Source organism: Nonomuraea sp. NPDC051298 (genome assembly GCF_055586305.1).
In genome coordinates this window covers 451879-477039 of the sequence record NZ_JBVJIM010000002.1, presented here as the reverse complement: position 1 = coordinate 477039, position 25161 = coordinate 451879, and the positions used below count along the sequence as shown (strand labels likewise).

24 protein-coding genes are annotated in these 25161 nt (G+C 70.5%); 10 read left to right on the top strand and 14 right to left on the bottom strand.

The window, feature by feature from the left end; all coding sequences use genetic code 11:
• Nucleotides 1-98 precede the first annotated feature (98 nt).
• From ACZ6S0_RS07495 to ACZ6S0_RS07485, 3 genes are read left to right on the top strand one after another with little or no spacing between them, the layout of a single operon-like run.
• Nucleotides 99-326 carry a hypothetical protein gene (locus ACZ6S0_RS07495; protein WP_465914352.1) on the top strand — a complete coding sequence of 76 codons (228 nt, stop codon included), beginning with the start codon at nucleotides 99-101 and terminating at the stop codon, nucleotides 324-326.
• On the top strand, nucleotides 323-814 hold the full coding sequence (locus ACZ6S0_RS07490) for a PH domain-containing protein (RefSeq protein ID WP_344877155.1): 492 nt from the start codon (nucleotides 323-325) through the stop codon (nucleotides 812-814). Before ACZ6S0_RS07495 ends, ACZ6S0_RS07490 begins: the two co-directional genes overlap by 4 nt.
• Nucleotides 811-2346, top strand: coding sequence for a PH domain-containing protein (locus ACZ6S0_RS07485; protein ID WP_465914351.1), 1536 nt, complete (start codon nucleotides 811-813; stop codon nucleotides 2344-2346). The genes ACZ6S0_RS07490 and ACZ6S0_RS07485 overlap by 4 nt, the downstream gene beginning before the upstream one ends.
• Nucleotides 2347-2547: 201 nt before the next feature.
• Here ACZ6S0_RS07485 and ACZ6S0_RS07480 read toward each other — a convergent pair whose 3' ends face one another.
• From ACZ6S0_RS07480 to ACZ6S0_RS07470, 3 genes are all read right to left on the bottom strand, one after another.
• On the bottom strand, nucleotides 2548-3990 hold the full coding sequence (locus tag ACZ6S0_RS07480) for a hypothetical protein (RefSeq protein ID WP_465914350.1): 1443 nt from the start codon (nucleotides 3988-3990) through the stop codon (nucleotides 2548-2550).
• A 484-nt stretch (nucleotides 3991-4474) separates the two neighbouring features.
• Complete coding sequence (locus ACZ6S0_RS07475; protein WP_465914349.1) at nucleotides 4475-5944, bottom strand: serine/threonine-protein kinase; 1470 nt, start codon at nucleotides 5942-5944, stop codon at nucleotides 4475-4477.
• Entirely contained in the window at nucleotides 5934-7436 is a 1503-nt protein-coding gene (locus ACZ6S0_RS07470) for a serine/threonine-protein kinase (protein WP_465914348.1), read from the bottom strand. The genes ACZ6S0_RS07475 and ACZ6S0_RS07470 overlap by 11 nt, the downstream gene beginning before the upstream one ends.
• Nucleotides 7437-7511: 75 nt before the next feature.
• Between ACZ6S0_RS07470 and ACZ6S0_RS07465 the strand changes: the two genes are divergently transcribed.
• On the top strand, nucleotides 7512-9236 hold the full coding sequence (locus ACZ6S0_RS07465) for a DEDD exonuclease domain-containing protein (protein ID WP_465914347.1): 1725 nt from the start codon (nucleotides 7512-7514) through the stop codon (nucleotides 9234-9236).
• Between the two features lie 17 nt (nucleotides 9237-9253).
• Complete coding sequence (locus ACZ6S0_RS07460; protein WP_344892413.1) at nucleotides 9254-9541, top strand: Lrp/AsnC family transcriptional regulator; 288 nt, start codon at nucleotides 9254-9256, stop codon at nucleotides 9539-9541.
• Between the two features lie 261 nt (nucleotides 9542-9802).
• Here the strand turns inward: ACZ6S0_RS07460 and qcrB are convergent, their stop codons facing one another.
• Genes qcrB through ctaE form a run of 4 tightly spaced genes read right to left on the bottom strand, consistent with a single transcriptional unit; the run spans nucleotide 9803 to nucleotide 14047 of the window.
• Nucleotides 9803-11458, bottom strand: coding sequence for a cytochrome bc1 complex cytochrome b subunit (gene qcrB / locus ACZ6S0_RS07455; protein WP_465914346.1), 1656 nt, complete (start codon nucleotides 11456-11458; stop codon nucleotides 9803-9805).
• Nucleotides 11455-12573 carry a cytochrome bc1 complex Rieske iron-sulfur subunit gene (qcrA, locus tag ACZ6S0_RS07450; protein ID WP_465914345.1) on the bottom strand — a complete coding sequence of 373 codons (1119 nt, stop codon included), beginning with the start codon at nucleotides 12571-12573 and terminating at the stop codon, nucleotides 11455-11457. The genes qcrB and qcrA overlap by 4 nt, the downstream gene beginning before the upstream one ends.
• Nucleotides 12570-13379, bottom strand: coding sequence for a cytochrome bc1 complex diheme cytochrome c subunit (qcrC, locus tag ACZ6S0_RS07445; protein WP_465914344.1), 810 nt, complete (start codon nucleotides 13377-13379; stop codon nucleotides 12570-12572). Before qcrC ends, qcrA begins: the two co-directional genes overlap by 4 nt.
• Before the next feature lie 14 nt (nucleotides 13380-13393).
• Nucleotides 13394-14047 (bottom strand): aa3-type cytochrome oxidase subunit III, encoded by a 654-nt coding sequence (ctaE, locus tag ACZ6S0_RS07440; protein ID WP_344892425.1) that lies wholly within the window; start codon nucleotides 14045-14047, stop codon nucleotides 13394-13396.
• Between the two features lie 179 nt (nucleotides 14048-14226).
• Between ctaE and ACZ6S0_RS07435 the strand changes: the two genes are divergently transcribed.
• Together ACZ6S0_RS07435 and trpD are read left to right on the top strand one after the other, a co-directional pair.
• Nucleotides 14227-14652 carry a hypothetical protein gene (locus tag ACZ6S0_RS07435; RefSeq protein ID WP_344892428.1) on the top strand — a complete coding sequence of 142 codons (426 nt, stop codon included), beginning with the start codon at nucleotides 14227-14229 and terminating at the stop codon, nucleotides 14650-14652.
• 6 nt (nucleotides 14653-14658) lie between these two features.
• Nucleotides 14659-15705, top strand: coding sequence for an anthranilate phosphoribosyltransferase (trpD, locus tag ACZ6S0_RS07430; RefSeq protein ID WP_465914343.1), 1047 nt, complete (start codon nucleotides 14659-14661; stop codon nucleotides 15703-15705).
• A gap of 125 nt (nucleotides 15706-15830) precedes the next feature.
• Here the strand turns inward: trpD and ACZ6S0_RS07425 are convergent, their stop codons facing one another.
• The 4 genes from ACZ6S0_RS07425 to ctaC form a co-directional block, all read right to left on the bottom strand.
• The gene (locus tag ACZ6S0_RS07425) at nucleotides 15831-17042 is read right to left on the bottom strand and encodes a L,D-transpeptidase (protein WP_465914342.1); all 1212 of its coding nucleotides are present in this window, start codon (nucleotides 17040-17042) and stop codon (nucleotides 15831-15833) included.
• Between the two features lie 153 nt (nucleotides 17043-17195).
• Nucleotides 17196-17609 (bottom strand): cytochrome c oxidase subunit 4, encoded by a 414-nt coding sequence (locus ACZ6S0_RS07420; protein WP_465914341.1) that lies wholly within the window; start codon nucleotides 17607-17609, stop codon nucleotides 17196-17198.
• Nucleotides 17606-19198 (bottom strand): aa3-type cytochrome oxidase subunit I, encoded by a 1593-nt coding sequence (gene ctaD / locus ACZ6S0_RS07415; protein ID WP_465915218.1) that lies wholly within the window; start codon nucleotides 19196-19198, stop codon nucleotides 17606-17608. The genes ACZ6S0_RS07420 and ctaD overlap by 4 nt, the downstream gene beginning before the upstream one ends.
• 74 nt (nucleotides 19199-19272) lie before the next feature.
• Nucleotides 19273-20052: an aa3-type cytochrome oxidase subunit II gene (ctaC, locus tag ACZ6S0_RS07410; RefSeq protein ID WP_465915216.1), complete on the bottom strand. Its 780-nt coding sequence runs from the start codon at nucleotides 20050-20052 to the stop codon at nucleotides 19273-19275.
• 195 nt (nucleotides 20053-20247) lie between these two features.
• Between ctaC and ACZ6S0_RS07405 the strand changes: the two genes are divergently transcribed.
• A complete protein-coding gene (locus ACZ6S0_RS07405) occupies nucleotides 20248-21390 on the top strand; it encodes a cysteine desulfurase family protein (protein WP_465914340.1) in 1143 nt (380 codons plus the stop codon).
• The gene (locus tag ACZ6S0_RS07400; RefSeq protein ID WP_195899870.1) at nucleotides 21387-21632 is read left to right on the top strand and encodes a sulfurtransferase TusA family protein; all 246 of its coding nucleotides are present in this window, start codon (nucleotides 21387-21389) and stop codon (nucleotides 21630-21632) included. The genes ACZ6S0_RS07405 and ACZ6S0_RS07400 overlap by 4 nt, the downstream gene beginning before the upstream one ends.
• Nucleotides 21633-21716: 84 nt before the next feature.
• Here ACZ6S0_RS07400 and ACZ6S0_RS07395 read toward each other — a convergent pair whose 3' ends face one another.
• The gene (locus ACZ6S0_RS07395; RefSeq protein ID WP_465914339.1) at nucleotides 21717-22703 is read right to left on the bottom strand and encodes a carbohydrate kinase family protein; all 987 of its coding nucleotides are present in this window, start codon (nucleotides 22701-22703) and stop codon (nucleotides 21717-21719) included.
• 107 nt (nucleotides 22704-22810) lie between these two features.
• Nucleotides 22811-23164 carry an iron-sulfur cluster insertion protein ErpA gene (gene erpA, locus ACZ6S0_RS07390; protein WP_465914338.1) on the bottom strand — a complete coding sequence of 118 codons (354 nt, stop codon included), beginning with the start codon at nucleotides 23162-23164 and terminating at the stop codon, nucleotides 22811-22813.
• 156 nt (nucleotides 23165-23320) lie between these two features.
• On the opposite strand from erpA, the gene nadA reads away from it, so the two are divergent.
• On the top strand, nucleotides 23321-24478 hold the full coding sequence (gene nadA, locus ACZ6S0_RS07385; RefSeq protein ID WP_465914337.1) for a quinolinate synthase NadA: 1158 nt from the start codon (nucleotides 23321-23323) through the stop codon (nucleotides 24476-24478).
• 43 nt (nucleotides 24479-24521) lie between these two features.
• On the opposite strand, the gene ACZ6S0_RS07380 is transcribed toward nadA, so the two are convergent.
• Nucleotides 24522-25127: an SIMPL domain-containing protein gene (locus ACZ6S0_RS07380; protein ID WP_465914336.1), complete on the bottom strand. Its 606-nt coding sequence runs from the start codon at nucleotides 25125-25127 to the stop codon at nucleotides 24522-24524.
• Between the last annotated feature and the right edge of the window lie 34 nt (nucleotides 25128-25161).

Below are 25161 nucleotides of genomic sequence, written 5' to 3'. Positions count from 1 at the left end.
TTACGGCCTGTCGCGGGCGGATGACAGCGACCAAAGTCGGTACCGGACGAGACCGACGGACGACGCGGGAGGCCGGGCGGCAGGGCGAGGCTGTTGCCATGCAAGCGGTGTTGACGGTGTTCGGCTGGCTGTTGCTCGTCCAAGGGGCGGGCGGCCTGGTGAACACCCTGCTGGGATGGTGGCGGTGGGCCCACGACCTGCTCGTGGTCAACCTCCTGCCGGTCCTGAAGGGATATGAGGTGTTCGCGTCCATCGTGATCGGGGTGCTCGGCTTCGCGCTGCTGGCCGTGGCCGGGTCGGTGCGGCGAGCGGAGGGCGGGGAATGAGCGCGACCGGGCTCCGGCCACCCCGCAACCGGGCCGATCCGCGGGCGGTCCCGTGGTGGACGGTGCAGTGGCTGATCCTCATGGTGCCGGTGGCGGGGGCGGCCGTGGCGGCGTACTGGATGTTCACGGAACGGGCGCTCTGGCTGGGCGTCGTCGCCGGGGTGTTCGCGGCGGGGTGCCTGGTGCTGGCCGTGGTGGGGCCGCGCGCCTCGTACCGGGTGGAGCGGTGGGAGGTCACCGACCAGGCGGTCTACACCCGCAAGGGCTGGCTGACGCACACATGGCGGGTGGCGCCGATGTCGCGCATCCAACGGGTCGACACCGCGCGGGGGCCGGTGCAGCGGCTGTTCGGACTGGCCGACGTCACGGTGACCACGGCCTCGTCGGCGGGGGCCGTCAAGATCGAGGCGCTGGATCACGAGGTGGCCGCCGAGCTGGCCGAACGCCTGACCGCGATCACCCAGGCCACGCCGGGAGACGCGACGTGAGCGCGGAAGCGCGTCCCCTCCCCGGCCCCGGCCCCGAGACCGTGCCGCCCGGTGGGCCGGACGACGGGTGGCGGGGGCTGGCCGGGCGGAGTCCGTGGGCGTCGGGGGTGAAGTCGCTGGCGATCGTGGTGGCCGCCGCGATCCCGCTGGCGCGGTTCCTGGTGGGCCGTGACTGGCCGGCGGGCGGCATCGTGGCCGCGTGCGCCGGGGCGGCGGTGTCGATCGTCGCCGTCGTCGTCGCGTACGACCTGCTCAGGCTGCGCACCACCCGCTGGCGCCTGACCCCCGAGCGTCTGGAGTTGCGCTCGGGCCTCACCACCCGCCAGCACCGCTCGGTCCCCCGCGACCGGGTGCGCAGCGTCGACCTCCGCGCCGACCCGGTACGCAGGGCGTTCGGCCTGAGCGTGGTCAAGGTCGGCACGGGCGAGCACGCGGCCGAGGGGTCCGAACTCGTCCTCGACCCGCTGAGCAGGCGCGACGCGGAGGCCCTGCGCCGCACGCTGCTGCACCAGGACGCGGCGGAAGAGCCCGCCGACGGCCCGCTGGCGGAGCTGAGCTGGTCGTGGATCCGCTACGCGCCCTTGTCCGTGTGGACGTTCACCGGCGCGGCGGTCGTGCTCGGCGCCCTGTACAAGGTGCTCGACTCGTTCGGCGTCAAGCGGCTCACCACCCGGGTGGCGACCGGCGCGTGGGAGTGGGTCACGGCGAATCCGCTGGTGGCGGTCCCGCTGCTGCTCGGGGTCAACCTGGCGGTCGGGGTGCTCGGCGCGGTCCTGCTGTTCGCCGAGTCGTGGGGCCGCTACCGGCTGGAGCGGGAGCCCGGCCGCCTCCGGCTGCGCCGCGGCCTGCTGACCACCCGTTCGCTGACGCTGGAGGAGCGCAGGCTGCGCGGCGTGGAGATCACCGAGCCGCTGCTGCTGCGGCTGGGCGGCGGCGCCCGGGTACGGACGATCGCCACCGGCCTGGGCAAGGCGGCCGACGACGAGACCGAGGACGCCGCCGCGCTCACCCCGCCGGTCCCCCGCGCCCTGGCCGTACGGGTGGCCGCCCGGGTCTCCGGCACCGGCCTGCCCTCGCTCTCGCCCCACCCGGCCACCGCCCGGCGCAGGCGGGTGGTCAGGGCCCTGGGGACGACGGCCGTCATGGCGGCGGGCGCGGCGCTCGTGCCCTGGGACTGGGCGCGCGGCTGGGTGTGGCTGGTGCCCGCGGTGACGCTGGCGTACGGGATGTGGCTGGCCGTGGCGGGCGCCGCGAGCCTCGGCCACGCCCTGGGTCCGCGCCACCTGGTCGCCAGGAGGGGCGCCGTGGTGCGGCGCACGGTGGCGCTCGACCGCCGCGGCATCGCAGGCTGGACGATCACCGAGTCGCTCTTCCAGCGCCGTTCCGGCCTGCTGACCGTGTCGGCCACGACGGCGGCGGGCCGGGGGCACTACGACGTGGTGGACGTGGGCCGCGCCGACGGCCTGGACCTGGCCGCGCACGCGGTCCCCGGGCTGCTGGACCCGTTCCTGATCCGTGAAGGCGCCTCGTAGCGGAGGCCCGTCGCGCAAAAAGAAGTGAGCCGCGTGATCCCTACGGTTTGCCCATGCCCCTGTACTGGACAAACGTGATCGCGCGGCTCAAGTGCTTGCAGACATAACGGTATTTGTCTCACTTGCAAGCGGGTTGCAGCCTCATTAACTGCCTGCGCGAACTCCGGGTCAGGAGAACGCTCCGGCCCGGAGGAAGCGGGGTCAGTCTCCCCCGGGACCACCCGCGAGACCGTCCAGGTACGCCTTGGCCACGATGCGAACGCCCTCCATGGCCTCCTTCTCCGACATGAACTCGACCTTGGGCGAGTTCATGGCCGCGCCCTCCGGGCGCTGGTGGCCGGAGAAGTCGACCTCGATCACGCTGGCGCCCTCGCGGACGACCACCGACCCGCTGGAGGCGGAGACCTCGCCGCTGCGGCTCTGCACGAACTGCCGGTACGCCTGGTCGCCCAGGTCCTCGACCTCGGTCAGCTCGCCCCAGGTGATCGGCCCGATGGCGGATCCGGCGGTGCCCTTGGCGCGCCCGTACTCGCTCGCGTAGAACGACTTGGCCGCGGGTTCGTCCACCGCGCCCGCCCGGTTGGTGAACCGGTGCACGGTGATCAGCACGCTGCGGACCTTCTTGACGCCCTCGCCCCCGGACAGGTCGACGTTGAGCCAGCGGCACTCGGTCTGGCTGTCGGCGCCGACCTCCGTGCCGCGCGCCCGGGTGGTCGGCTCGGGCACGATGCGGGTGGCGGCCGCGGTCACCGCGCCGCACTCGGCCGGGAAGTCGGCCAGCACGGTGGGCGAGGGCGTGGGACGGGCGCTCGGCGACCGGGTCGCCCCGGCCGACGGCTCCGGCTCGGCCAGCACGCCGGGGTGCTGCGTCTGCCAGGCGGCCGCGCCCTTGGCGAAGTGGGCGATCAGGCCGCTCACCTCGCGGATGGCGTTCTCCTCCGTGACGGCCTGCGTGCCCTCGCTGGTCAGGATCTGGGCGTCCTTGCGCTGCTGGCTGGCCTGGTACTCGACCTCGATCGTCATGTCGCCGACGCGGGCGTGGGCGGTGCCGTAGGCGTACCAGAGGGACGTGCCGTCGCGTCGCCAGGTGTACTGCGCGAACGCGCCGTCGCCGACGCCCGGGATCTCCTTGACGGGGGAGATGTACTCCTTCTCCTCGGGGTCGAGCGACGGCTTGGCGGTCTCGCTGAACCTGCCGTTCCTGTAGTCCATCTCGTAGGAGTTCTGGGCCATGAACCGGCCGGTCCTGGCCTTCTCGCCCTTGTGCTGGTCGATCTTGACGTCGATCTCGCGGCTGCGCCAGAACTCCCCGAACGAGATGCGCCGGTTCGTCCAGTTGCAGGAGAACGTGACCGTGTAGTCGCCGTCTCTGGAGGACTTGCCCACGGTGGCGTCGGGCACCAGCCGGTCGGCCTCGTCCGCCGGCAGCATGGCGCACACATCCACGCCGATCGCCGCGGCGGCGGGCTTCTCCGCGGACCGGCCGGCGGGCGACTCCGTGGGCGCGGGGGGCAGGGCGACGCCGGAGACCTTGCCGTACAGGAGGAAGGCGCCGACCCCGGCCGCGGCCACCAGGACGACGAGCGCGGCCGCCAGCGTGGGCACCAACCAGGCGGGCCGCCCCTGCCGGGGCGGGCGGGGCATGGGGGGCATCGTCTCGGGCATCGTGGCGGGCATCCCCGACGACACCAGGGGAGGCTGCCCCTGAGGGCGGCCGGGCGGGTGCCCGTGTGACTGACCGTGCGGCTGCCCCTGAGACTGCCCCTGAGGCTGACCGTATGGCTGACCGTGCCACGGCCCCTGAGACTGACCGGGTGGCTGACCGGGTGGCTGGCCGTATGGCTGGCCGGGCGGCCCGGCGGACCACTGGCCGGGCGGCCCGGCGGGCGGTTGCGCGGGCGGCCGACCGTGAGGTGGCTGGGCGGGCGGCCCGGCGGGTGGCTGGGCGGGAGGGTTGCCCGGTGGCTCGGACGGGCCGCCCGGCACCTGGTAAGGGGTGGGGGGCGGGTCGTACTCGCTACCGGGATTCACGCAGACTCCTGGGGTTGCCCTGACTTGCGGGGTGACCTGCCGGCCACGCGACTCGCGAGGTGGTCGCAGCGCTGTCGGACCTCATGTCGTTCGCGCCTCATTCCGCTTTCGCCAGCGCCGCGGCGACCAGGCGGGCGGCGGCGACCGCTGTGTCCTCGTCGGCCACGTCGGCGTCGGCCTTCACGTCCTCGCGTTGCCATACCACCTCGCCCAGCAGATTACTGGTCCGGAACAGCAGTGTGCTGTCGGATCTGCCGCTTTCCGTGCTGTTCATGGCGAAACGGAAGCGGTTCTGGACGATCGCCGTCTCCCCCAGCCCGGCGACCTCCTTGACTCCGCCGTAGTTGTCGGACCCCGAGACGCCCTCGGCCGCGGCGCGGGTGCTCCTCTCGCTGCCGAAGCGGCGCTCGGCCACCTGGGGCCCGCTGAGGTCGGCGGTGGGCGGCTCGGCCCAGGTGCGTACGACGAGGCGGTGGGCCGCCCCCGTCTCGCGGCGGACGAGCCACTGGCACTCGCCCGGCCTGGTGAGGGTGCGGTCGGGGGCGCCCTCCATGAGCTGCGCGGCCTGGGCGGAGGTGAGAAGCGCGCACGGGTCGGGCGCCTTGGCGAACCTGCCCGTCTCCTGACCGGGCCCGCCGAGCGCGGTGGCCGCGTACCAGCCGCCACCGCCCAGCGCCGCCACGGCGGCGAGCACGACCGGCAGCAGCCACCCGCGGGGACGGGCGGCGCGCCGGTCGCCGTGGGAGGCCGTGGCGCCGCGGCTCAGCCCGCTCAGCGCCTGGCGTACCTGCGCCGCCGAGGGCCGGACCGCGGGATCCTTGGCCAGCATGGCCATGAGCAGGCGGCCCAGGTCACGCCCGGCCCTGGCGGGGAACGGCGGCTCGTGCAGCAGGACCGCCGCGGCGACCGCGGCGGGCAGCTCGCGTTCGAACGGCCCGCGGCCCTCGACGGCGGTGTAGAGGCTGGCCCCCAGCGACCACAGGTCGGAGGCGGGGCCCGAGGGCTGCTCGTTGAGGCGTTCAGGGGCCATGTAACCGGGCGAGCCCGCGCCGCCGAACCTGCTGCCCTGCCCGCTCATCGGCGCGGCGATGCCGAAGTCGGTGAGCATGGCGGAGCCGTCGGCGTCGAGCAGGATGTTGGCCGGTTTGACGTCCTGGTGCAGGATGCCGTGGGCGTGGGCGACCTCCAGGGCCGACAGCACGCGCAGCCCGACCGCGGCCACGAACCCCGGGGGCAGCGGCCCCTGCGCCTTGATCACCTTGTCGAGCGAGCGGCCGGTGACGAGGTCCATGATGATCCACGGCTGGCCGCCCTCCAGGACGACGTCGTGCACGAGCACGATGGCCGGATCGCGCAGCCGCCCTGCGGACCTGGCCTCGTGGATGGCCCGGTCGGCGAACTCGGCGTGCTCGCGCGAGGTCAGCCCCTCGGGCACGCGTACCTGCTTGACGGCGACCTGCCGGTCGAGCGTCTCGTCGATGGCCCGCCACACCGTGCCGGCGCCGCCATGCCCGAGCCGCTCGATCAGCCGGTAACGGCCCGCCAGTAAGTAGAGGTCACCCGGCATCGCGCAACGTCCGCTCGCTCGCCTGTGCGGCTCTCAGCGCCGACTGCTTGATGTCGTCGTCGGTCGGCCGGTCGCCCAGCGCCGAATAATGAACGCTCACCACCAGATTGGCCAGCCGGTAGAGGATCACAGCCGTGTGGACCCGGCCGGTGGAGCCCTTCAGCTCGAAGCCGAACGCCTCCTGCCCCAGCCCGGCGATCTGGCGCACCGGGGTGCGGGCGGCCCGCTGGGAGTTCTTCACCCCGATCTCGGGCCAGGTCCAGTCGACGGTGCCGTATTTGGACCAGGAGCGCTGCTGGTTCTGGAACAGCCTGCGGGCCGACGGCTCGGTCATCGACCAGGGGTCGACGGTGTCGGAGTCTTTCTGCACCTGCAGGCTCACCCCGGTGCCGGTCGTCGACCAGTCGCACTCGGGGCCTTCCTCGTCGGAGCCCGGCTTGGCCTTGGGCGGGCTCTGCGTACGCAACAGCGCGCCCACCTCCTCGGGCCCGATCAGCGTGCACACGTCCATCGGCACGGTGAACGCCGTGGGCGTGCCGCCGCCGTCGCCGTCGAGCAGGACGAACCCGGCCGCGCCCGCCCCGGCCACCGCCACCGCCGCGACGACGGCCCAGAGCACGGTACGCCCGCGCCGCCCGATCCTGGCCGGAGCGGTCACGTCGGCGTTGACCGGCAGGCGCGGGACCGGGCCGCCCGCGGCCACCTGCCTGAGCGCCTGCACGACCACGCGCGGGTCGGGCCGGGCCGCGGGCTGCTGGGCCATCACCGCGGCCACCAGCGGCCCGAGCGGACCGGGCGCGACGGGCACCGGCCGGGTCAGCGTGGCGCGCACGCGCTCGGCCACCGACCCCTCGAAGGCCGCCGCGCCGGTCAGCGCGACGTAGAGGGTGGCGCCGAGCGACCACAGGTCGCTGGCCGGGCCGCCGGGGTGGCCCTCCAGCCGCTCGGGCGCGATGAAGCCGGGCGAGCCGATCATCAGCCCCTGCTCGGTGAGCGTGGCCTGGCCCTCCTGCCTGGCGATGCCGAAGTCGGTGAGCACCACCCGGCCGCTGCCGGTCAGGAAGACGTTGCCCGGCTTGACGTCGCGGTGCTGCAGGCCCTGGGAGTGGGCCACCATGAGCGCTTCGAGCACGTCGGCGCCGACCCTGGCGGCGTGGGTGGGCGGCATGGGGCCGAACTCGTGCACGGTCTCGGCCAGGGTGCGGCCCCGCAACAGCTCCATGACCAGCCACGGCCGCTCCTGCTCGACCACCACGTCGTGCAGCGCGACGATGCCGGGATGGCGCAGGCGCGCGGTGGCCTGCGCCTCGCGCACGGCCCGCGTCACCGAATCGGCCCGCTCCTTGGGCGACATGCCCTCGGGCAGCGTGAGCTCCTTGACCGCGACGTCGCGGTCAAGCATCTCGTCCCTGGCCTGCCACACCTTCCCCATGCCGCCCGCGCCCAGCGGGCGGAGCAGGGAGTAGCGGCCGGCGAGTCTTCCGGCGGACATAAAGGGAAGGGTAACTAAGGATCAAGAGGGGTGGTTACTCGATCCTGTCGGTCTTGCTCTCTATGGTCTTGGTTCGTGGACCCGGTTCAAGGCACTCTCGACGAGCTCGGCACCCCGCTGAGCGACGTCACGTTCGTCGTGTTCGACCTCGAGACGACCGGCGGCGCGCCTGCCGAAGACGCCATCACCGAGATCGGCGCGGTCAAGGTGCGGGCGGGCGAGGTGCTGGGCGAGTTCTCCACGCTGGTCGATCCTGGCGGGCCGATCCCGCCGTTCATCTCCGTGCTGACGGGCATCACCGACGCCATGGTCGTGGCCGCCCCCAAGATCGAGGCGGTGCTGCCGAGCTTCCTCGAGTTCATCCGGGGCGCGGTGCTGGTTGCCCACAACGCCGGCTTCGACACCCGCTTCGTCAAGGCCGCGTGCGCGGGGCTCGGCTATCCGCCGCCGGTCAACCCGGTGGTCGACACCGTCGACCTGGCCCGGCGGGTGCTGACCCGCGACGAGACGCCCAACGCCAAGCTGTCCACGCTGGCCAGGTTCTTCCGCAGCCCCGTCGAGCCGTGCCACCGCGCCCTTCAGGACGCCAGGGCCACCGTCGACGTGCTGCACGGGCTGATCGAGCGGGCCGGGTCGTTCCAGGTGCACACACTGGAAGAGCTGAAGTCGTTCGTCCGGGCCCCCACGCCCGAGCAGCAGCGCAAGCGCCACCTGGCAGAGTCGGTGCCGCACGCGCCCGGCGTCTACCTCTTCGAGGACGAGCGCGGCGAGGTCCTCTACATCGGCAAGAGCACCAACCTGCGCAACCGGGTGCGCTCCTACTTCACGGCGGGCGAGACCAGGCCGCGCATCAGGGAGATGATCGGCATCGCCGACCGGGTGCGCCACATCGTCTGCTCGACCGCGCTGGAGGCGGAGGTCAGGGAGCTGCGGCTGATCGGCGGGGCCAAGCCGCGCTACAACCGCCGCTCGCGCTTCCCCGAGAAGATGTTGTGGCTCAAGCTCACGGACGAGGCGTTCCCGCGCCTGTCGATCGTGCGTGAGCTGAAGGACGACGGCGCCACCTACCTCGGTCCCTTCACCAGCGCCCGGCTGGCCGACGACGCCCGCATCGCCCTGCACGAGGCGATCCCGCTGCGCCAGTGCACCCAGCCGATCACGCCGCGCACCCGGCGGGCCGCGTGCGTGCTGCACGAGATGGGCCGCTGCGGAGCGCCGTGCGCGGGCCAGGAGAGCCCGGAGCAGTACGCGCTGCACGCCGAGAACGCCCGCCGCGCCATGACGCTCGACGCCTCCCCCGTCTTCACCGCGGTGTCGGCCCGCATGGAGCGCCTGTCGGTGGAGCAGCGCTACGAGGAGGCGTCGGTCGACCGTGACCGGCTGGCCTCGTTCGTCCGCACGGCGGCCCGCATGCAGCGGCTGAGCGCCGTCACCAGCATCCCGCAACTCGTGGCGGCCAGCCCGGCCTTCGGCGGCGGCTGGGACATCCACGTCGTCCGCTACGGGCGGCTGGCCGCGGCCGGGGTCATGCGGAAGGGCACCCACCCGACCCCGTTCGTCGCCTCACTGGTCGCCGCGGCCGAGGTCGTGCTGCCCGGCCCTGGGCCGGTGCACGCCGCCAGCGCCGAGGAGACCGAGTGCATCCTGCGCTGGCTCGAGTCCCCTGGGGTGCGGCTGGTGGAGGTCGACGGCGTGTGGAGCCTGCCCGCGCGGGGCGCCGCCAGGCACAAGGCCCGCATCGATCTCGCCTACCGCCCTCTCGATCGGCCTCGCCCTCGCGAGGGGCGACCTTTGAGGTGAAACGGTAGAGTTGGCCCATGGTCACGGCAATCGTCCACATAAACGCAGAGGTAGACCGGATTCCGGAGGTCGCCCAGACGATCGCCGAGATCGAAGGGGTCAGCGAGGTCTACTCCATCACCGGCGAATACGACCTGCTGGCCATGGTCAGGGTCGCCGAGTACGAAGAGATCGCCGAGGTCGTGCCGGGACGGATCAACAAGGTGGCCGGGGTGCTGCACACGGAGACGCACATCGCCTTCCGCGCCTACTCCAGGCACGACCTGGACGCCGCCTTCTCCATCGGCTTCCCCGAAGCCGACTGACCCCACCGGGCCCCCGAAAACCCACCCGGCCCGAGAACCGCAGGCCGGGCTTCCCTGCTTCCATCACACGTGGTCCCCGGCGGGACCGGGTTCTCGCGTGCCCGGATCCGGGACCGAGGCCGGGCCAGGAGCGAGGCCGTGCCGAGGCCGGGGGCGGAGGCCGGGGTCGCCATTGGCCGCCATTGGCCTTCCGGACGCCGACGGGCCCGGACGAGGATTCCTGATTCCTCGTCCGGGCCCGTGCGGTTGTGGCGTCAGCGGTCAGTGGGAGATGCTGCGCTCGTCGCTCTCCCCTGCGCCGATGGCGGCGTGCTCGTCCTCGTGGCCGTGCCCGTCGTCCAGCGGGATCTTCTCCCCGCCGTACGCCTTCGACATGCGCCCACGCAGCTTGCCCAGCGGCCCGCGCATGCCCTTCGGCGGGATGCCCGAGCTGTCCTCGGCGACCGGGAGCATCGGCACCGGCCGCTTGCCCCGCATGTGAGCCTCGATGTCCTCCGCCGGCGGCGTGTGGACCTCGATGAACTCACCGTGCGGCAGCCGCTTGATCACACCGGACTCCACACCGTGCGAGATGATCGCCTGGTCGGAGCGCTGCAGCCCGAGGCACATACGGTAGGTGATCAGGTAGGCCAGGGCCGGCGCGACGAAGATCAGCACTCGACCGGCGTAGGTCGTGTGATTGAGGCTGACGTGGAAGAAGGCCGAGATCTCGTCGTTGGCGCCGAGCAGCCACAGCACACCGTAGAACGTCATCGCCGAGATGCCGATCGAGGTGCGGTGCGGGTTGTTGCGCGGACGGTCGGCGACGTGGTGCTCGCGGTTGTCGCCCGTGACCCAGCGTTCGAGGAACGGATAGAGCGCCAGGCCCGTCATGATGATGCCCATCGGCACCAGCGCCGGGATGATGACGCTCAGCGGCAGCGTGCCCGCGTGGGCCGTACCGAAGAGGTTGATCTCCCAGGCCGGCATGATGCGCAGCGCGCCTTCGAGGAAGCCCATGTAGAAGTCGGGCTGCGAACCCGCCGACACGTCGGCCGGCGTGTACGGGCCGAACAGCCAGATCGGGTTGATCTGGGTGAACGTCGCGAGACCGGTGATCACGGCCAGCGTGAACAGGAAGTACGCGCCCGCCTTGGCCATGAAGGCCGGGTAGAACGGGGCGCCCACGACGTTGTGGTTGTCGCGGCCCTTGCCCGGCATCTGGGTGTGCTTCTGCACCCACATGAGCACCATGTGGGCGGAGATCAGCGCCAGCAGAATGCCCGGGATGAGCAGGATGTGCAGCGAGTAGAACCGGGAGACGACATCCTCGCCCGGATATTCCCCGCCGAACAGGAAGAACGTGATGTACGTGCCCACCAGCGGCAGCGAGATCGCCACACCCTCGGTGATCCGCAGACCGGCGCCGGAGAGCAGGTCGTCGGGCAGCGAGTAGCCGGTCAGGCCCTCGGCCAGCGCCAGCGTCAGCAGCAGCACGCCGATGATCCAGTTGATCTCGCGCGGCTTGCGGTAGGCGCCGGTGAAGAACACCCGCAGCGCGTGCACCATCATGCCGGCCACGAAGAGCAGGGCCGCCCAGTGGTGCATCTGCCGCATGAGCAGACCACCCCGGACGTCGAAGCTGATCTCCAGCGACGACGCGTAGGCCTGGGACATCATGACGCCCTTGAGCGGCGCGTAAGAGCCGTCGTAGGCGATCTCCGCCATGCTGGGCTTGTACCAGAACGTCAGGAACGTACCGGTCAGCAGCAGGATGACGAAGGAGTAGAGGGCGATCTCCCCCAGCAGGAACGACCAGTGGTCGGGGAAGATCTTGCGCATGTTGCGCTTGAGGAAGTTGGCCCCGCCCAGGCGCTCGTCGAGGAAGTTCGACGGCCCGGTGATGGCCTTCGGCGCGGCCTTCAGCTCATCGCTCATGCCTGGCCTCCCTTGGCCCTGGCCTCGGCCTCGGCGTCACCGCGTTCCCAGTAGCTGGGGCCGACCGGCACCTCGAAGTCGCCCTGGGCGATGAGGTAACCCTCGGAGTCGACGGTGATCGGCAACTGCGGCAGCGGCCGGGCGGCCGGGCCGAAGATGACCTTCGCGCCGTCGGTGGCGTCGAACGTCGACTGGTGGCACGGGCAGAGGATGTGGTGGGTGTTCTGCTCGTAGAGTGCGGCGGGGCAGCCCACGTGGGTGCAGATCTTGGAGTACGCCACGATGCCGTCGTGCGTCCAGTTCTGCCTGGTGCCGCTCTTCAGCTCTTCCGGACGGAACTTGATCAGGATGAGCGTGGCCTTGGCCAGGGCGTTCAGGTCGTGCTCGTAGCCCTCGGGGACGACCGACAGGATGCCGCCGGGCGAGTTGAAGTCGGCGGCCCTGATGGGCTGGCCGGTGCCCTCGACGACGAGCCTGAGCGGCTTGCCCTCCTTGGTCTTCGTGCCCCAGACCGTGTGGCGCAGCGTGGTGTTGAACCTCGAGCCCGGCATCTTGCTGTTGTCGAGGTCGCGCAGCAGCACCACAGGCACCAGGCCGAGGGGCGCGGCGGCCAGCAGCAGCGTGCGGCGCAGCAGCTTGCGCTTGACGAAGCCGCTCTCGTTGGCGCCCTGGATGAAGGTCTCGCCGACCACCTCGCGGTCGTCGGCGTCGGAGACCATCGGGTGGCGCTCCTGGACGAGCGTGTACTTCGGCATGATCTGGCGGACCCAGATCACGATGCCGACCGCCAGGCCGAGGATCGCCAGGGTGAGGGACGTGCCCAGCGCCAGGTTGGAGTTGCCGGTCGCCTCGGGGCTGCCGACCTGGAACACCACGTAGGAGATGATGAACGCGATGGAGGCCAGGAACGTGATCGTGAAGCACAGCGCCACGATCTTCTCGGCCTTGCGCGCCTTGGTCTCGTCCTGCTGCGCCACCCCGGGGACGTCGCGCTGGGCGACCTCGGCGGCCGGCGCGCTGCCGAGCATCGAGGTGCCCGGCGCGGGAGTGCCGATGACGCGCTTGGGGACGCGCTCGTCCGGCTGCTCGATCTCGTGCTCGTTGTCGTCTGTCATGACTTCTGTCGCTTCTTCGCGGTGATCCAGATGGCGGCGAGCGCGAGGGCGCTGAGACCCACGATCCAGGCCACGAGACCTTCGGTGACCGGGCCGATGCGCCCGAGAGCGAAACCTCCCGGGTCACGCTGACTGCGGACCTGGGTGATGTAGGCGATCATGTCACGCTTCTCTTCCGGCGTGATCGTCGTGTCGTTGAAGACCGGCATCGCCTGGGGGCCGGTGACCATCGCCTCGTAGATCTGCGTGGGGGTCGCCTCATTGAGGTTGGGGGCGTACTTGCCCTGCGTCAGGGCGCCGCCCGCGCCGACCCAGTTGTGGCACTGGATGCAGTTGGCGCGGAACAGCTCGCCGCCCTTGCCGGCGTCGCCGAGCTTGCCGTCGACCTGCTCCGCTCCGGGCACCTGCGGGCCGCCGCCGAGCGACTGCACGTAGGCCGAGATCTGGCGGATCTTCGTCTCGTTGACCCACTCCGGCAGGGGCTTGCGCGGGGCCTGCGGCCCGGGGGCGCCGGCCGGCATGCGCCCGGTGCTCATCTGGAAGTCGACCGCCGCGGCGCCGACGCCGACGAGGGTGGGCGCCGAGCTGGTGCCCTGGGCGTTCATGCCGTGGCAGCTCGAGCAGTGCTTGACGAACAAGCTCTTGCCCTCGGCCACGTCGTCGACCTTGCCTGCCGCCAGCGCCGCGTCGGCAGGCTTACCCGCCTGGACAAAGGCGGCGTATACCATCCCGACCAGCGCCAACGCCAAAATCAGGACGGCATATCTCGCGAGGGGATGCCGCCGCCAAGCGGTGATCCTAGTCACAGAGATCCCGTTCCTTAACGAATGATGTAAATGGTCGCGAAAAGACCGATCCAGACGACGTCTACGAAGTGCCAGTAGTACGACACCACGATCGCGCTGGTGGCCTGCTCATGCGTGAAGCGCTTCGCGGCGTACGTGCGTCCCAGCATGAACAGGAACGCGATCAGGCCACCGGTCACGTGCAGGCCGTGGAAGCCCGTCGTCAGGTAGAACACCGAAGTGTAGGCGTTGGCGGACAGGGTCGCGCCCTCTGACGCCAGCTCCATGTACTCGTACAGCTGCCCGGCGACGAAGATCGCGCCCATGATGAAGCTGACGATGTACCAGAAGCGGAGCTTGCCGACCTGCCCCTTCTCCGCGGCCCACACGCCGAGCTGGCACGTCACACTCGACAGCACCAGGATGATCGTGTTGACCGTCGCGAACGGGATGTTCAGGTGAGCGGCCTCCGCGGCCTCTGCGCCAGCAGGAAGGAGCGCGGGTCCCCACTCGAGGCCCTTGCCCTCGCTCACCGACCGGATGGTGAAGTACATCGCGAACAGCGCCGCGAAGAACATGAGCTCAGAGGACAGCCAGACGATCGTACCGACACTGACCAGGTTCGGTCTGCGGTACGACTGGGCTGTCGTCGTCGAAGTAATTGCGGATGCTGTCGCCACGGGCAGCATTATTGCGGCTCCGGTGGTCGGTCCGGCGCACGACCCCCCGTTAGCAGGTACAAACCACCAACCAACCTGGGATAATCAACACAGAACACCCGCCAGGCATGGTGGCCTCGGTCAGCGCACCGGCGCACCGGTACGATCCCAGGTGACCATACCTCTTCGACTGATAGTGAGCGCGACCCATGTCCACTGGGAGCACCGACGAGACGATGAAGGTCCTCGTCTACAGCGACGACGCCACCACCAGGGCCGAGGTGAGCCAGGCCATCGGCAGGCGCCCCGCGGCCGACGTACCGTTCGTGGAGATCGTGGAGTGCGCCACCGAGCCCAAGGTGCACCAGTGGCTGGGCTCCGGCGAGATCGACGTGGCCGTCCTCGACGGCGAGACGCAGCCGGCGGGCGGCATGGGGATCGCCCGTCAGGCCAAGGACGAGGTCTACGACTGCCCGCCCATCTGCCTGATCATCGCCAGGCGCGACGACCGCTGGCTGGCCGACTGGTCGAAGGCCGACGCCGTCGTGCCGCAGCCCCTCGAGCCCATGGTCCTGGCCGACACGGTGGCCGACCTGATGCGCCGCCGTTCCTCCACCCGCCTCAACGCCGAGTAGGTGCCCATGGACTCCCGGACGACCTGGCCCACGCTGCTGTCCGCTCTCCTGTCCGGGGAGCACCTCACCGCCGACGAGTCGGCCTGGGCTATGCGGGAGATCATGTCCGGCGCCGCGACGCCGTCCCAGATCGCCGGCTTCGTGATCGCGCTGCGGGCGAAGGGCGAGACCGTGGCCGAGGTCGTGGGCCTGGCGCGCACCATGCTCGACCTGGCCACCCCGCTGAGCGTCGAGGGGCCCGTGGTCGACGTGGTGGGCACCGGCGGCGACCGCGCGCACACGGTCAACGTCTCGACGATGGCCGCCATCGTGGCCGCCGCGGCGGGCGCCCGGGTCGTCAAGCACGGCAACCGCGCCGCCTCGTCGTCCTGCGGGGCCGCCGACGTCCTGGAGCACCTGGGCATCCGGCTCGACCTCACGCCCGAGCAGACGGCGCGGGTGGCCCGCGAGGCGGGCATCGCCTTCTGCTTCGCGCCCGTCTACCACCCGGCGCTGCGCTTCGCCGGGCCGACGCGCAAGGAGATCGGGGTCCCCACGGTCTTCAACTTCCTGGGCCCGCTGACCAACCCGGCCCGCCCCTCGGCCCAGGCCATCGGCGTCTACGACGCCCGCATGCTGCCGGTGCTCGCCGGCGTCTTCGCCGAGCGCGGCGTCTCCGCCCTGGTCTTCCGCGGCGACGACGGCCTCGACGAGTTGACCATCGCCGGCACCTCGACGGTGTGGGTCGTGCGCGACGGCACGGCGACGCAGGCCGCGTTCGACCCGGCCGTGCTCGGCATCCCGCGCGCCGACGTGGGGGCCCTGCGGGGCGGCGACGTGGCGTTCAACGCCCAGGCCGTCCACGACCTGGTACGCGGGAAGACGGGCCCGGTGCGCGACGCGGTGCTGCTCAACACGGCGGCCGCCCTCGTGGCGCTCGACGGGCCCGGCGACGACCTCGACGCGGCCATGGTCGGCGCGTACGCGCGCGCGGTCCGGGCGGTCGACTCCGGCGCCGCGGCCGACACCCTCGACCGCTGGATCGAGATCAGCGGCTCCGCCGCCACCGCCTGAGCGGGCCGCAGGGCGCAGGGCACGCCTGGGCGCAGGGCGGCGCAGGCCCCGCCTGGGCGCAGGGCCGCAGGGCACGTCTGGGCTGGATCAGCGGCCGAGCGAGCCGCCCGGCCGCCTGGGCGGGCTCAGTGGCGCAGGATCATGGTCGGGCCGTCCTTCAGCGAACTCCACTTGAGCCACTGGGGCCAGTCCTCCTGCCAGTGCCCCCACCCGTTGGTGGGCTCCAGCTTCCGCGGCGTGCCGGTGATGATGATCGGATCGCCGATCAGGGTGTTCTTGATGAACCAGGACGCGTTGTCCGGGCTGATGTTCACGCACCCGTGGCTCACGTTCGAGTTGCCCTGCGAGCCCACCGACCAGGGCGCGCTGTGCACGTACTCGCCGCTGTTGGAGATCCGTACGGTGTTGTAGACCGTGAGGCTGTAGTACCCGGACTGCCCGGGCCCGATCCCCGGCGAGGTCATCACGGTGACCGGCTCGCGCGACATGGCCAGATGGATGCCGGAGGTCGTGTGGTACTTCCACTGCCCGCCCTGCCCGGCGCTCATGGGCATCGTGCGGACCTTCTCGCCGTCCCGCCGGACGACCAGCACGTGCTCGTCGGTGCTGCCCTTGGTGATCTGCTTGCGGCCGATCTTGAAGTCGACCTGTACGTCCCGCTTGCCGTACATGCCGGGCCCGCCGCGCACCCCGGCCAGCTTGGCCTCCACCCGCACCTTCGTGTGCGCGGGCCAGTACTTCTGCGGCCGGAAGTCCACGTGCTGGTCGTCGAACCAGTGCCAGGCCCCCTCCACCGGCCTGGAGCTGTGGATGGAGAGGTTGCGCTCCACCGAGACCCGGTCGGTGACGGGCGCGTCGAAGGCGATCATGACCGGCATGCCCACCCCGACGGTGAGCCCGGTGTCGTCCTTGTTCGGGGTGATCGTCTTGATGTCGAACGTCTTGTTGCCCTTGACCGTGGAGAACGTGCTCTTGGTCTCGTTCTGCTTCCCCGCGGCGTCGACGGAGACGGTGGTGACCGCGTACGAGGTGCCCGGCCGGGCGGTGCCGAGGCTGCGCCAGCGGGTGCCGTCGGAGCTGAGGATGCCCCTCAGCGGCCCGGCCTTGCCCCCTTCCACCTGTACGCTCTTCAGCTTGCCCTCAGTGGCCGACACGACCACGGGCTGGTCCGTGGGCACGTTCGAGGTCTTGTCGGCCGGAGAGACCCCTACAGGGGCGCTGCGTGCCCCTCCCGCCATGGCGACCCCCTGGGGCTTCTCCGTCGGACGGCTCGCCGAGCACGCTGTCAGCAGCGCCAAGGCCAGCAGGCCCGCCGTTCCATACGCTCCGCTCCCCACGAGTACTCCCTCGTCCAAGATCGAACCCCTTCTGCCTCCTTTACTACCCTGAGTGACCGATTCACCGCATCCGTACACTGGTAAAGAACACCAAAAAGCGGGCGTCCTCCCCCGGGGAGGGCGCCCGCTCCAGGTGTGGGGCTCAGCCTGTGGTCAGTGGGAGAAGTTCCCCCTGTAGTACTGGAACACGAACCCGATCATGGCCATGATGATCAGGAAGACCCCGATCAGGAACATCCAGAAGCCGATCACGAACCCGGCGAAGGCGAAGGCCGCCGCCAGGCACAGGAACAGCGGCCACCAGCTACTCGGGCTGAAGAACCCGATCTCGCCCGCGCCGTCGCTGATGTCGGCCTGCTTGTTGTCCTCCGGCTGCGCGCCGATGCGCCGCGCGGTGAACATCAGGTAGTAGCCCACCATGAACGCGAACCCGACCGAGATCGCCATGGCGGTGGTGCCGACCGGCTCGCCGTGGCCGGTCGCCGACTTCGTCCAGAACCAGTAGGCGATGTCGACGCCGGCGAAGAACACGCCGCACGCGAGGAACAGCCAACCCTGCACCTTCATCGGGACTCAACCTCCGGGGCGGACTTGCTGGAAGCGTGCGGGTAGTGCAGGTCGAAGGCGGGACGCTCGGACCGGATGCGCGGCAGCGAGGTGAAGTTGTGGCGCGGCGGCGGGCACGAGGTGGCCCACTCCAGCGAGCCGCCGTAGCCCCACGGGTCGTCCACGGTGACCTTGGGCGCGCTGCGCCAGGTCTTCCAGACGTTGTAGAAGAACGGCAGCGTCGACGCGCCGAGGATGAACGCGCCCACCGACGAGATCATGTTGAGGTCGGTGAAGCCGTCGGCGGCGCTGTAGTCGGCGTAGCGGCGCGGGAAGCCCGCCATGCCGAGCCAGTGCTGCACGAGGAACGTCGTGTGGAAGCCCACGAACAGCAGCCAGAAGTGCAGCTTGCCGAGCTTGTCGTCGAGCATCTTGCCGGTGAACTTGGGCCACCAGAAGTAGAACCCGGCGAACATCGCGAACACGACGGTGCCGAAGACCACGTAGTGGAAGTGCGCCACGACGAAGTAGCTGTCGCTGAGTGGGAAGTCGAGCGGCGGCGAGGCCAGGATGACGCCCGTCAGACCGCCCAGGAGGAAGGTGATGAGGAAGCCGACCGAGAAGAGCATCGGCGACTCGAAGCTCAGATGGCCGCGCCACATCGTGCCGATCCAGTTGAAGAACTTCACGCCGGTCGGCACCGCGATGAGGAACGTCATGAACGAGAAGAACGGCAGCAGCACCTGGCCGGTCGGGAACATGTGGTGCGCCCAGACCGTGATGGACAGGCCCGCGATCGAGATCGTCGCCGCCACCAGGCTGATGTAACCGAAGATCGGCTTGCGGCTGAACACCGGCAGGATCTCGGTGATGATGCCGAAGAACGGCAGCGCGATGATGTAGACCTCGGGATGGCCGAAGAACCAGAACAGGTGCTGCCACAACAGCGCGCCGCCGTTGTCGGAGGCGAAGATCTGGGTGCCGAGCTTGCGGTCGGACTCCAGCGCCAGCAGCGCGGCGGCCAGCACGGGGAACGCCATCAGCACGAGCATGCTGGTCAGCAGCACGTTCCAGGTGAACATCGGCATCCGGAACATGGTCATGCCCGGCGCCCGCATGCAGATGATCGTGGTGATGAAGTTGACCGCGCCGAGGATCGTGCCCAGGCCGGACAGCGCCAGGCCCATGATCCACAGGTCACCGCCGATGCCCGGCGAGTTGATCGCGTTCGACAGCGGCGTGTACGCGAACCACCCGAACGAGGCCGCGCCGCCCGGCGTGAGGAACCCGGAGACGGCGATGAGGCTGCCGAACAGGTAGAGCCAGTAGCTGACCATGTTGAGGCGCGGGAACGCCACGTCGGGGGCGCCGATCTGCAGCGGCATCAGCTCGTTGGCGAAGCCCGCGAACAGCGGCGTCGCGAACATCAGCAGCATGATCGTGCCGTGCATGGTGAAGAGCTGGTTGAACTGCTCGGAGCTGGTGAACTGGAGACCCGGCTGCGCCAGCTCGGCCCGCATGACCAGCGCCATCACGCCGCCGATGAGGAAGAAGGCGAACGACGTGATCAAGTACATGTGCCCGATGATCTTGTGATCGGTCGAGGACATCCACTTGGCGAGGATCTGGCCCTTGGTGGTGGGCCGGATCGTCGGCGTCGTGGTCAGGGGTTCTTGGATGGCGGTCACTGGGCACTCCCAGCCTGGGTCGCGATGTACTGGTTCCACTCTTGCTGGTTGACGAGCTTCACCGAGAAGAGCATGCGGCTGTGGTCGACGCCGCACAGCTCGGCGCAGCGCCCGGCGAAGACGCCGGTCCTGTCAAGCGTCGTGATCTCGAACTTCCTGCCGGGGCTGTCCTCGGGGATGCCCGGGATGACGTCACGCTTGAAGAGGAACTCCGGCACCCAGAAGGAGTGGATGACGTCGTCGGTCGACAGATCGAACTCGATCTTCGTCTTCGCCGGCAGCACGAGCTGGGGCCCCTGGTGGTAGTTGCTCACCGGGACGCCGGCGACCGGCTGCAGCGTCTTGCCGTTGACGGTCGTGGTGAAGCGCCAGCTCCACTGGTACGCCTCGACCTTGACCTTGACCGCCGCGTCGCCGTCGACCTTGGTGAGCACGTCGCTGTCGCGGGCGGTGAAGAAGAAGAACACCGACACCATGACGAGCGGGATCAAGGTGTAGAGCATCTCGATCGGCAGGTTGTAGCGAACCTGCGGCGGAAGCTCGGCCTTGGCCCTGCGCTTGCGGTGGAAGATGGCCGCCCACACGATCAGTGCGATGACGACCGCGCCCGTGGCGAGTGCGGCGATCCAGGCCCCGTTCCACAGGTTTTGGACCACGGTGCCCTGCTCGGTGACGTGGTCGGGAAGAAGGCCGCGAGACCAGTCGGCCTCGGGGAAGTCATTTGCACACGCCGTAGCAGAGGCCAGCAGCAACGCCAAAGCGGCGGCGCGCGGCACTCTGCGCCGGGCCAACGAACGCCGCGTCGTACGGCGAGTCGGACTCACGGATCGCCTACCCCACAGATGAAGCCCAAGAGTCTTTCCCTTGGGCGCTCGTATTTCTTTACAGATGCACAGACTGAATGCAGACACATTAGCGTGCAGGTGCCTCGCCCCACCGCGCGACCCCTCGATGGCCCCGCAAGTGGGACGATGAGTCTCGTGGCGTATTTCGACGCGGCTTCCGGTGAGCCGCTCCACCCCCAGGCGCGCGAGGCGCTGCTGGCGTCTCTCGACGCCGGCTGGGCCGACCCCGCGAGACTCTACGGCCAGGCCCGCCGCGCGCACCTGCTGCTGGAGCAGGCACGTACGGAGGTGGCCGAGCTGCTCGGCGCGCGCCCCGACGAGGTGTCGTTCACCGCGTCGGGCACGCAGGCCGTGCATCTCGGCGTGCTCGGCACCCTACACGGCAGGCGCAGGGCCGGGCGCCATCTGGTGGTGAGCGCGGTCGAGCACTCCAGCGTGCTGCACGCCGGTCAGGTGCACGAGAGCGAGGGCGGCACGGTCGAGACGGTGGGCGTGGGCCTGACCGGGCGCGTCGACGCCGGGCGGTTCGCCGAGGCGGTGGCGCGTCCTGGCACGGCGCTGGCGTGCCTGCAGACGGCCAACCACGAGGTGGGCACCCTGCAGCCGGTGGCGGAGGCGGCCGCGGCCTGCCGCGCGCACGGGGTGCCGCTGCTGGTCGACGCGGCGCAGACGGCCGGCCGGGCGCCGGTTCCGCCGGGCTGGTCGGTGCTGACGGCCAGCGCGCACAAGTGGGGCGGCCCGGCCGGGGTGGGGGTGCTGGTGGTGCGCAAGGGCACGCGGTTCCGCTCGTTCCTGCCGGAGGACGAGCGCGAGCGGCGGCGCGTGCCGGGCTTCGAGAACGTGCCGGCCGTCGTCGCGGCGGCGGCGGCCCTTCGCGCGATGGCCGCGGAGGCGCGGGAGGAGCAGTCCAGGCTCTCCGGGCTCGTGGCCAGGATCAGGGAGACGGTCCCGAAGGTGGTGCCCGACGTGGAGGTCATCGGCGACCCGGTCGACCGGGCCCCGCACATCGTGACCTTTTCGTGCCTGTACGTCGACGGCGAGGCGCTGCTGACCGAGCTGGACAAGGCCGGATTCGCCGTCTCGTCCGGAAGTTCGTGCACCGCTAGTACGCTTCGTCCATCGCACGTTCTGGAAGCGATGGGCGTGCTGACGCATGGAAATGTCCGGGTGTCGCTGCCCAGGGGCACATCCGCGGACGAGGTCGACAGGTTCCTCGCCGTGCTGCCCGAGCTGGTGCGCCGCATCCGGCAGGACGCGGGAGTCGCATGACAGAGGTTACCCAGCCGGCTTTGACGATCGACGCGCTCGGGAAGAAGTGCCCGATCCCGATCATCATGCTCGCCGAGCAGATCAACTACGTCCCGCTGAACGCCGTGGTGGCCGTGCTGGCCGACGATCCGGCGGCGTACACGGACGTGCCGGCGTGGTGCAGGCTGAAGTCGCATCGCCATGTGGGGTCGTACGAGCTGCCGGACGGCGGCTGGGCGATCCACGTGAGACGCAACTACTGAATCTTCCGGCCTGCTGTTCTTCGGTCCATCAGGACGGCCGTCCCGCCGCGCGAGCGGTGGCGGGACGACGCCCATGACCCGGGCTCAGGGGTGGTAGCAGCGCACGTGCCCGGAGATCTCCTCGACCGCCTCGGCGCCGTACGCCGCCCCGAAGCGCTCGATGAAGCTCGTCTGCCCCAGCTCGTACTCCTGGCCGCCGACGCGCTCCAGCACGTGCGTGGCCGTGAGGTTGCCGATCTGCCCGCACCGCTCCAGCGGCAGGCCCCAGGCCAGCCCCGACAGGAACCCGGCGCGGAAGGCGTCGCCGACGCCGGTGGGGTCGGCCTTGCCGCGCTCGGGGGCGGGGGCGACCTGGATGGACGGCTCGCCCTCGCGGTCGATGACGGCGCCCTTGGGGCCGAGCGTGGTGACGCGGACGCCGACCCGGCCCAGGATCTCACCGTCGGACCAGCCGGTCTTCTGCTCGATGAGCCCCTTCTCGTAGTCGTTGGAGAAGAGGTAGGCGGCGCCGTCGACGAGCTGGCGGATCTGCTCGTCCTCCATGCGGGCGAGCTGCTGGGAGATGTCGGCCGCGAACGGGATGCCCCGCTGACGGCACTCGTCGGCGTGGCGGAGCATGGCGTCGGGGTCGTTGGGGCTGATCAGCACCAGGTCGAGCCCGCCCACGCGGTCGGACACGGGCCGCAGCTCGATGAGCCGCGCCTCGGCCATGGCCCCGGTGTAGAACGAGGCGATCTGGTTGTGGTGCTCGTCGGTGGTGCACAGGAAGCGGGCGGTGTGCTGGGTCTCCGAGATGTGCACGGAGCCGCAGTCGACGCCGTGGCGCTCGAGCCACGAGCGGTAGTCGGCGAAGTCGTTGCCGACGGCACCCACGAGGATCGGCTTGAGGCCGAGGCAGCCCATTCCGAAGGCGATATTCGCGGCGCAGCCGCCACGGCGGATCTGCAGGTCATCGACCAGGAACGAGAGCGACACCCGATCGAGTTGCTCGGCGATGAGCTGATCGCCGAAGCTTCCTGGGAAGGTCATCAGGTGGTCTGTCGCGATGGAGCCGGTAACGGCGATGCGCACGGGGTTCTTCTTCCTCGTTGTCAGCAGGCCAATGGGCCCCACGAGAATACGCGAAGGTCCCGCGCGCACAAAGGCGAGCGGGACCTGCCGGCCACCGTCCGCCCGTGCTAGTTGAACGAGTCGCCACAGGCGCACGAGCCCGTGGCGTTGGGGTTGTCGATGGTGAAACCCTGCTTCTCGATCGTGTCGACGAAGTCGATCGAGGCACCCATCAGGTAGGGGGCGCTCATCCGGTCGGTGACCACGCTGACACCGCCGAAGTCGGACACGACGTCGCCGTCCATCGAACGGTCGTCGAAGAAGAGCTGATAGCGCAGGCCGGAGCAGCCTCCCGGCTGCACGGCGACCCGAAGCTGCAGACCTTCCTCGCCCTGCTGCTCCAGCAGGCTCTTGACCTTGGCGGCGGCCGCGTCGGTCAGGTTCAGGCCCTGCGCCGTGGTCTCGCTGCTCTCAACCGTCATCTGCTGACTCCCTAACCCGGCTGTCTGTTTCGACGTCCTACTGATGACGCTACCAACACCCGGCCCCTGTCACACATTCCCGGTACCGCATGCCCGGGAATGACCACGTTCGTCCGTGTGTCATCATGAGTATCGTCATAACGACGATAAGGGGGTATGGCCATGGCCACCCAGACTGGGCTGCCGCTCTTCGTCCTCGGCCAGGGCGCCGATCCGCACAGCGAGAAGGGGGTCGAGTGCCCCGGCGAGCTGCCGCCCGCCTCCGACCCCGGCCTGGTGGAACGCGCGCGCAAGGCCAAGGAGGCGCTCGGCGACCGGCTGTTCGTGCTCGGGCACCACTACCAGCGCGACGAGGTCATCCAGTTCGCCGACGTCACGGGTGACTCCTTCAAGCTCGCCAGGCAGGCGGCAGCGCGGCCCGAGGCCGAGTTCATCGTGTTCTGCGGCGTGCACTTCATGGCCGAGTCCGCCGACATCCTGACCTCCGGCGACCAGAAGGTGATCCTGCCCGACCTGGCGGCCGGCTGCTCGATGGCGGACATGGCCACGTTCGACCAGGTCGAGGAGTGCTGGGAGGCGCTGGAGGACGCCGGGCTGGCCGATCAGGTGATCCCGGTCACGTACATGAACTCCAGTGCCGACATCAAGGCGTTCTGCGGGCGCAACGGCGGCGCCGTCTGCACCTCCTCCAACGCCCGGCGCGCGCTGGACTGGGCGTTCGAGCAGGGCGGGAAGGTGCTGTTCCTGCCCGACCAGCACCTGGGCCGCAACACGGCGGTGCTGGAGATGGGCATGTCGCTGGAGGACTGCGTGGTGTGGAACCCGCACCGGCCCTCCGGCGGCCTGACCCGCGAGGAGCTGGAGCGGGCCAGGATGATCCTGTGGCGCGGCCACTGCTCGGTGCACGGCCGCTTCACGGCCGAGTCCGTCGACGACGTACGCGCGCGCGTCCCGGGCGTCAACGTGATCGTGCACCCGGAGTGCCGCCACGAGGTCGTGCTCAAGGCCGACCACGTCGGCTCGACGGAGCACATCATCAAGACGCTTGAGGCGGCCCCCTCGGGCTCGAGCTGGGCCGTCGGCACGGAGCTGAACCTGGTCAAGCGGCTGGCGCGGCAATTCCCCGACAAGAACATCTCGTTCCTCGACCGGACCGTGTGCTACTGCTCCACGATGAACCGGATCGACCTGCCGCACCTGGTGTGGGCGCTGGAGTCGCTGGTGCTGGGCGAGGTGGTCAACCAAATCACGGTGGACGACGACACCACCCACTGGGCCAAGGTCGCCCTGGACCGGATGCTGGCCCTGCCGTAACCCATGGCGGCCCGGTGGCGGCGCGGTGGCGTGGGAGCAGCCGTCAGGCGAAGTCGTAGCCGACCTTCACGCTGACCGTCAGCGCCCGGCGGCCGGGACTGACCGAGGGGGCGGACTCGGCGGCCATCGTGGCCACCTGCCGCATCGGCTGCGGCGGCCCCGCCGTCAGCTCCTCGCTCACCGACACCACGCGCCCCAGCGGCCGTCCGGCCAGCTCCGCGTACTGGGACGCCTTAGCCGCGGCGTCCCTGAAGGCCCTGACGCGGGCCTCCGCCAGCGCCGCGGCCGGGTCGGACACCTCGAAGGCCACCCCGTTGAGCCGGGCCTCCTCCCCCACCCCCGCCACCGTGTCGATGACGTGGTCGGCCCGGCTCACGTCGCGCACGACGACCTCGACCCCCTGCACCGCCCGGTAGGCCGCCACCTTCGGATAGGACTCGTACTCGGGGCCCAGACCCAGCTCGACCGTCGTCACGTCCTGAGGCGCGACCCCCGCCCGCGCCAGCGCCTGCGCCAGCCTGGCCGCCGCGGCCCGCGCGGCGGCGAAGGACTCGGCGGCCGAGGCCCGCCGGACCTCGACGCCCGCGTGCAGTCGCAGGATGTCGGGCGCGGCCAGAACGGTGCCCTCGCCGATCACGGTGATGTCCACGGGCCAGCCCCTTCGCGTGGGTCCCAGTTCCTTG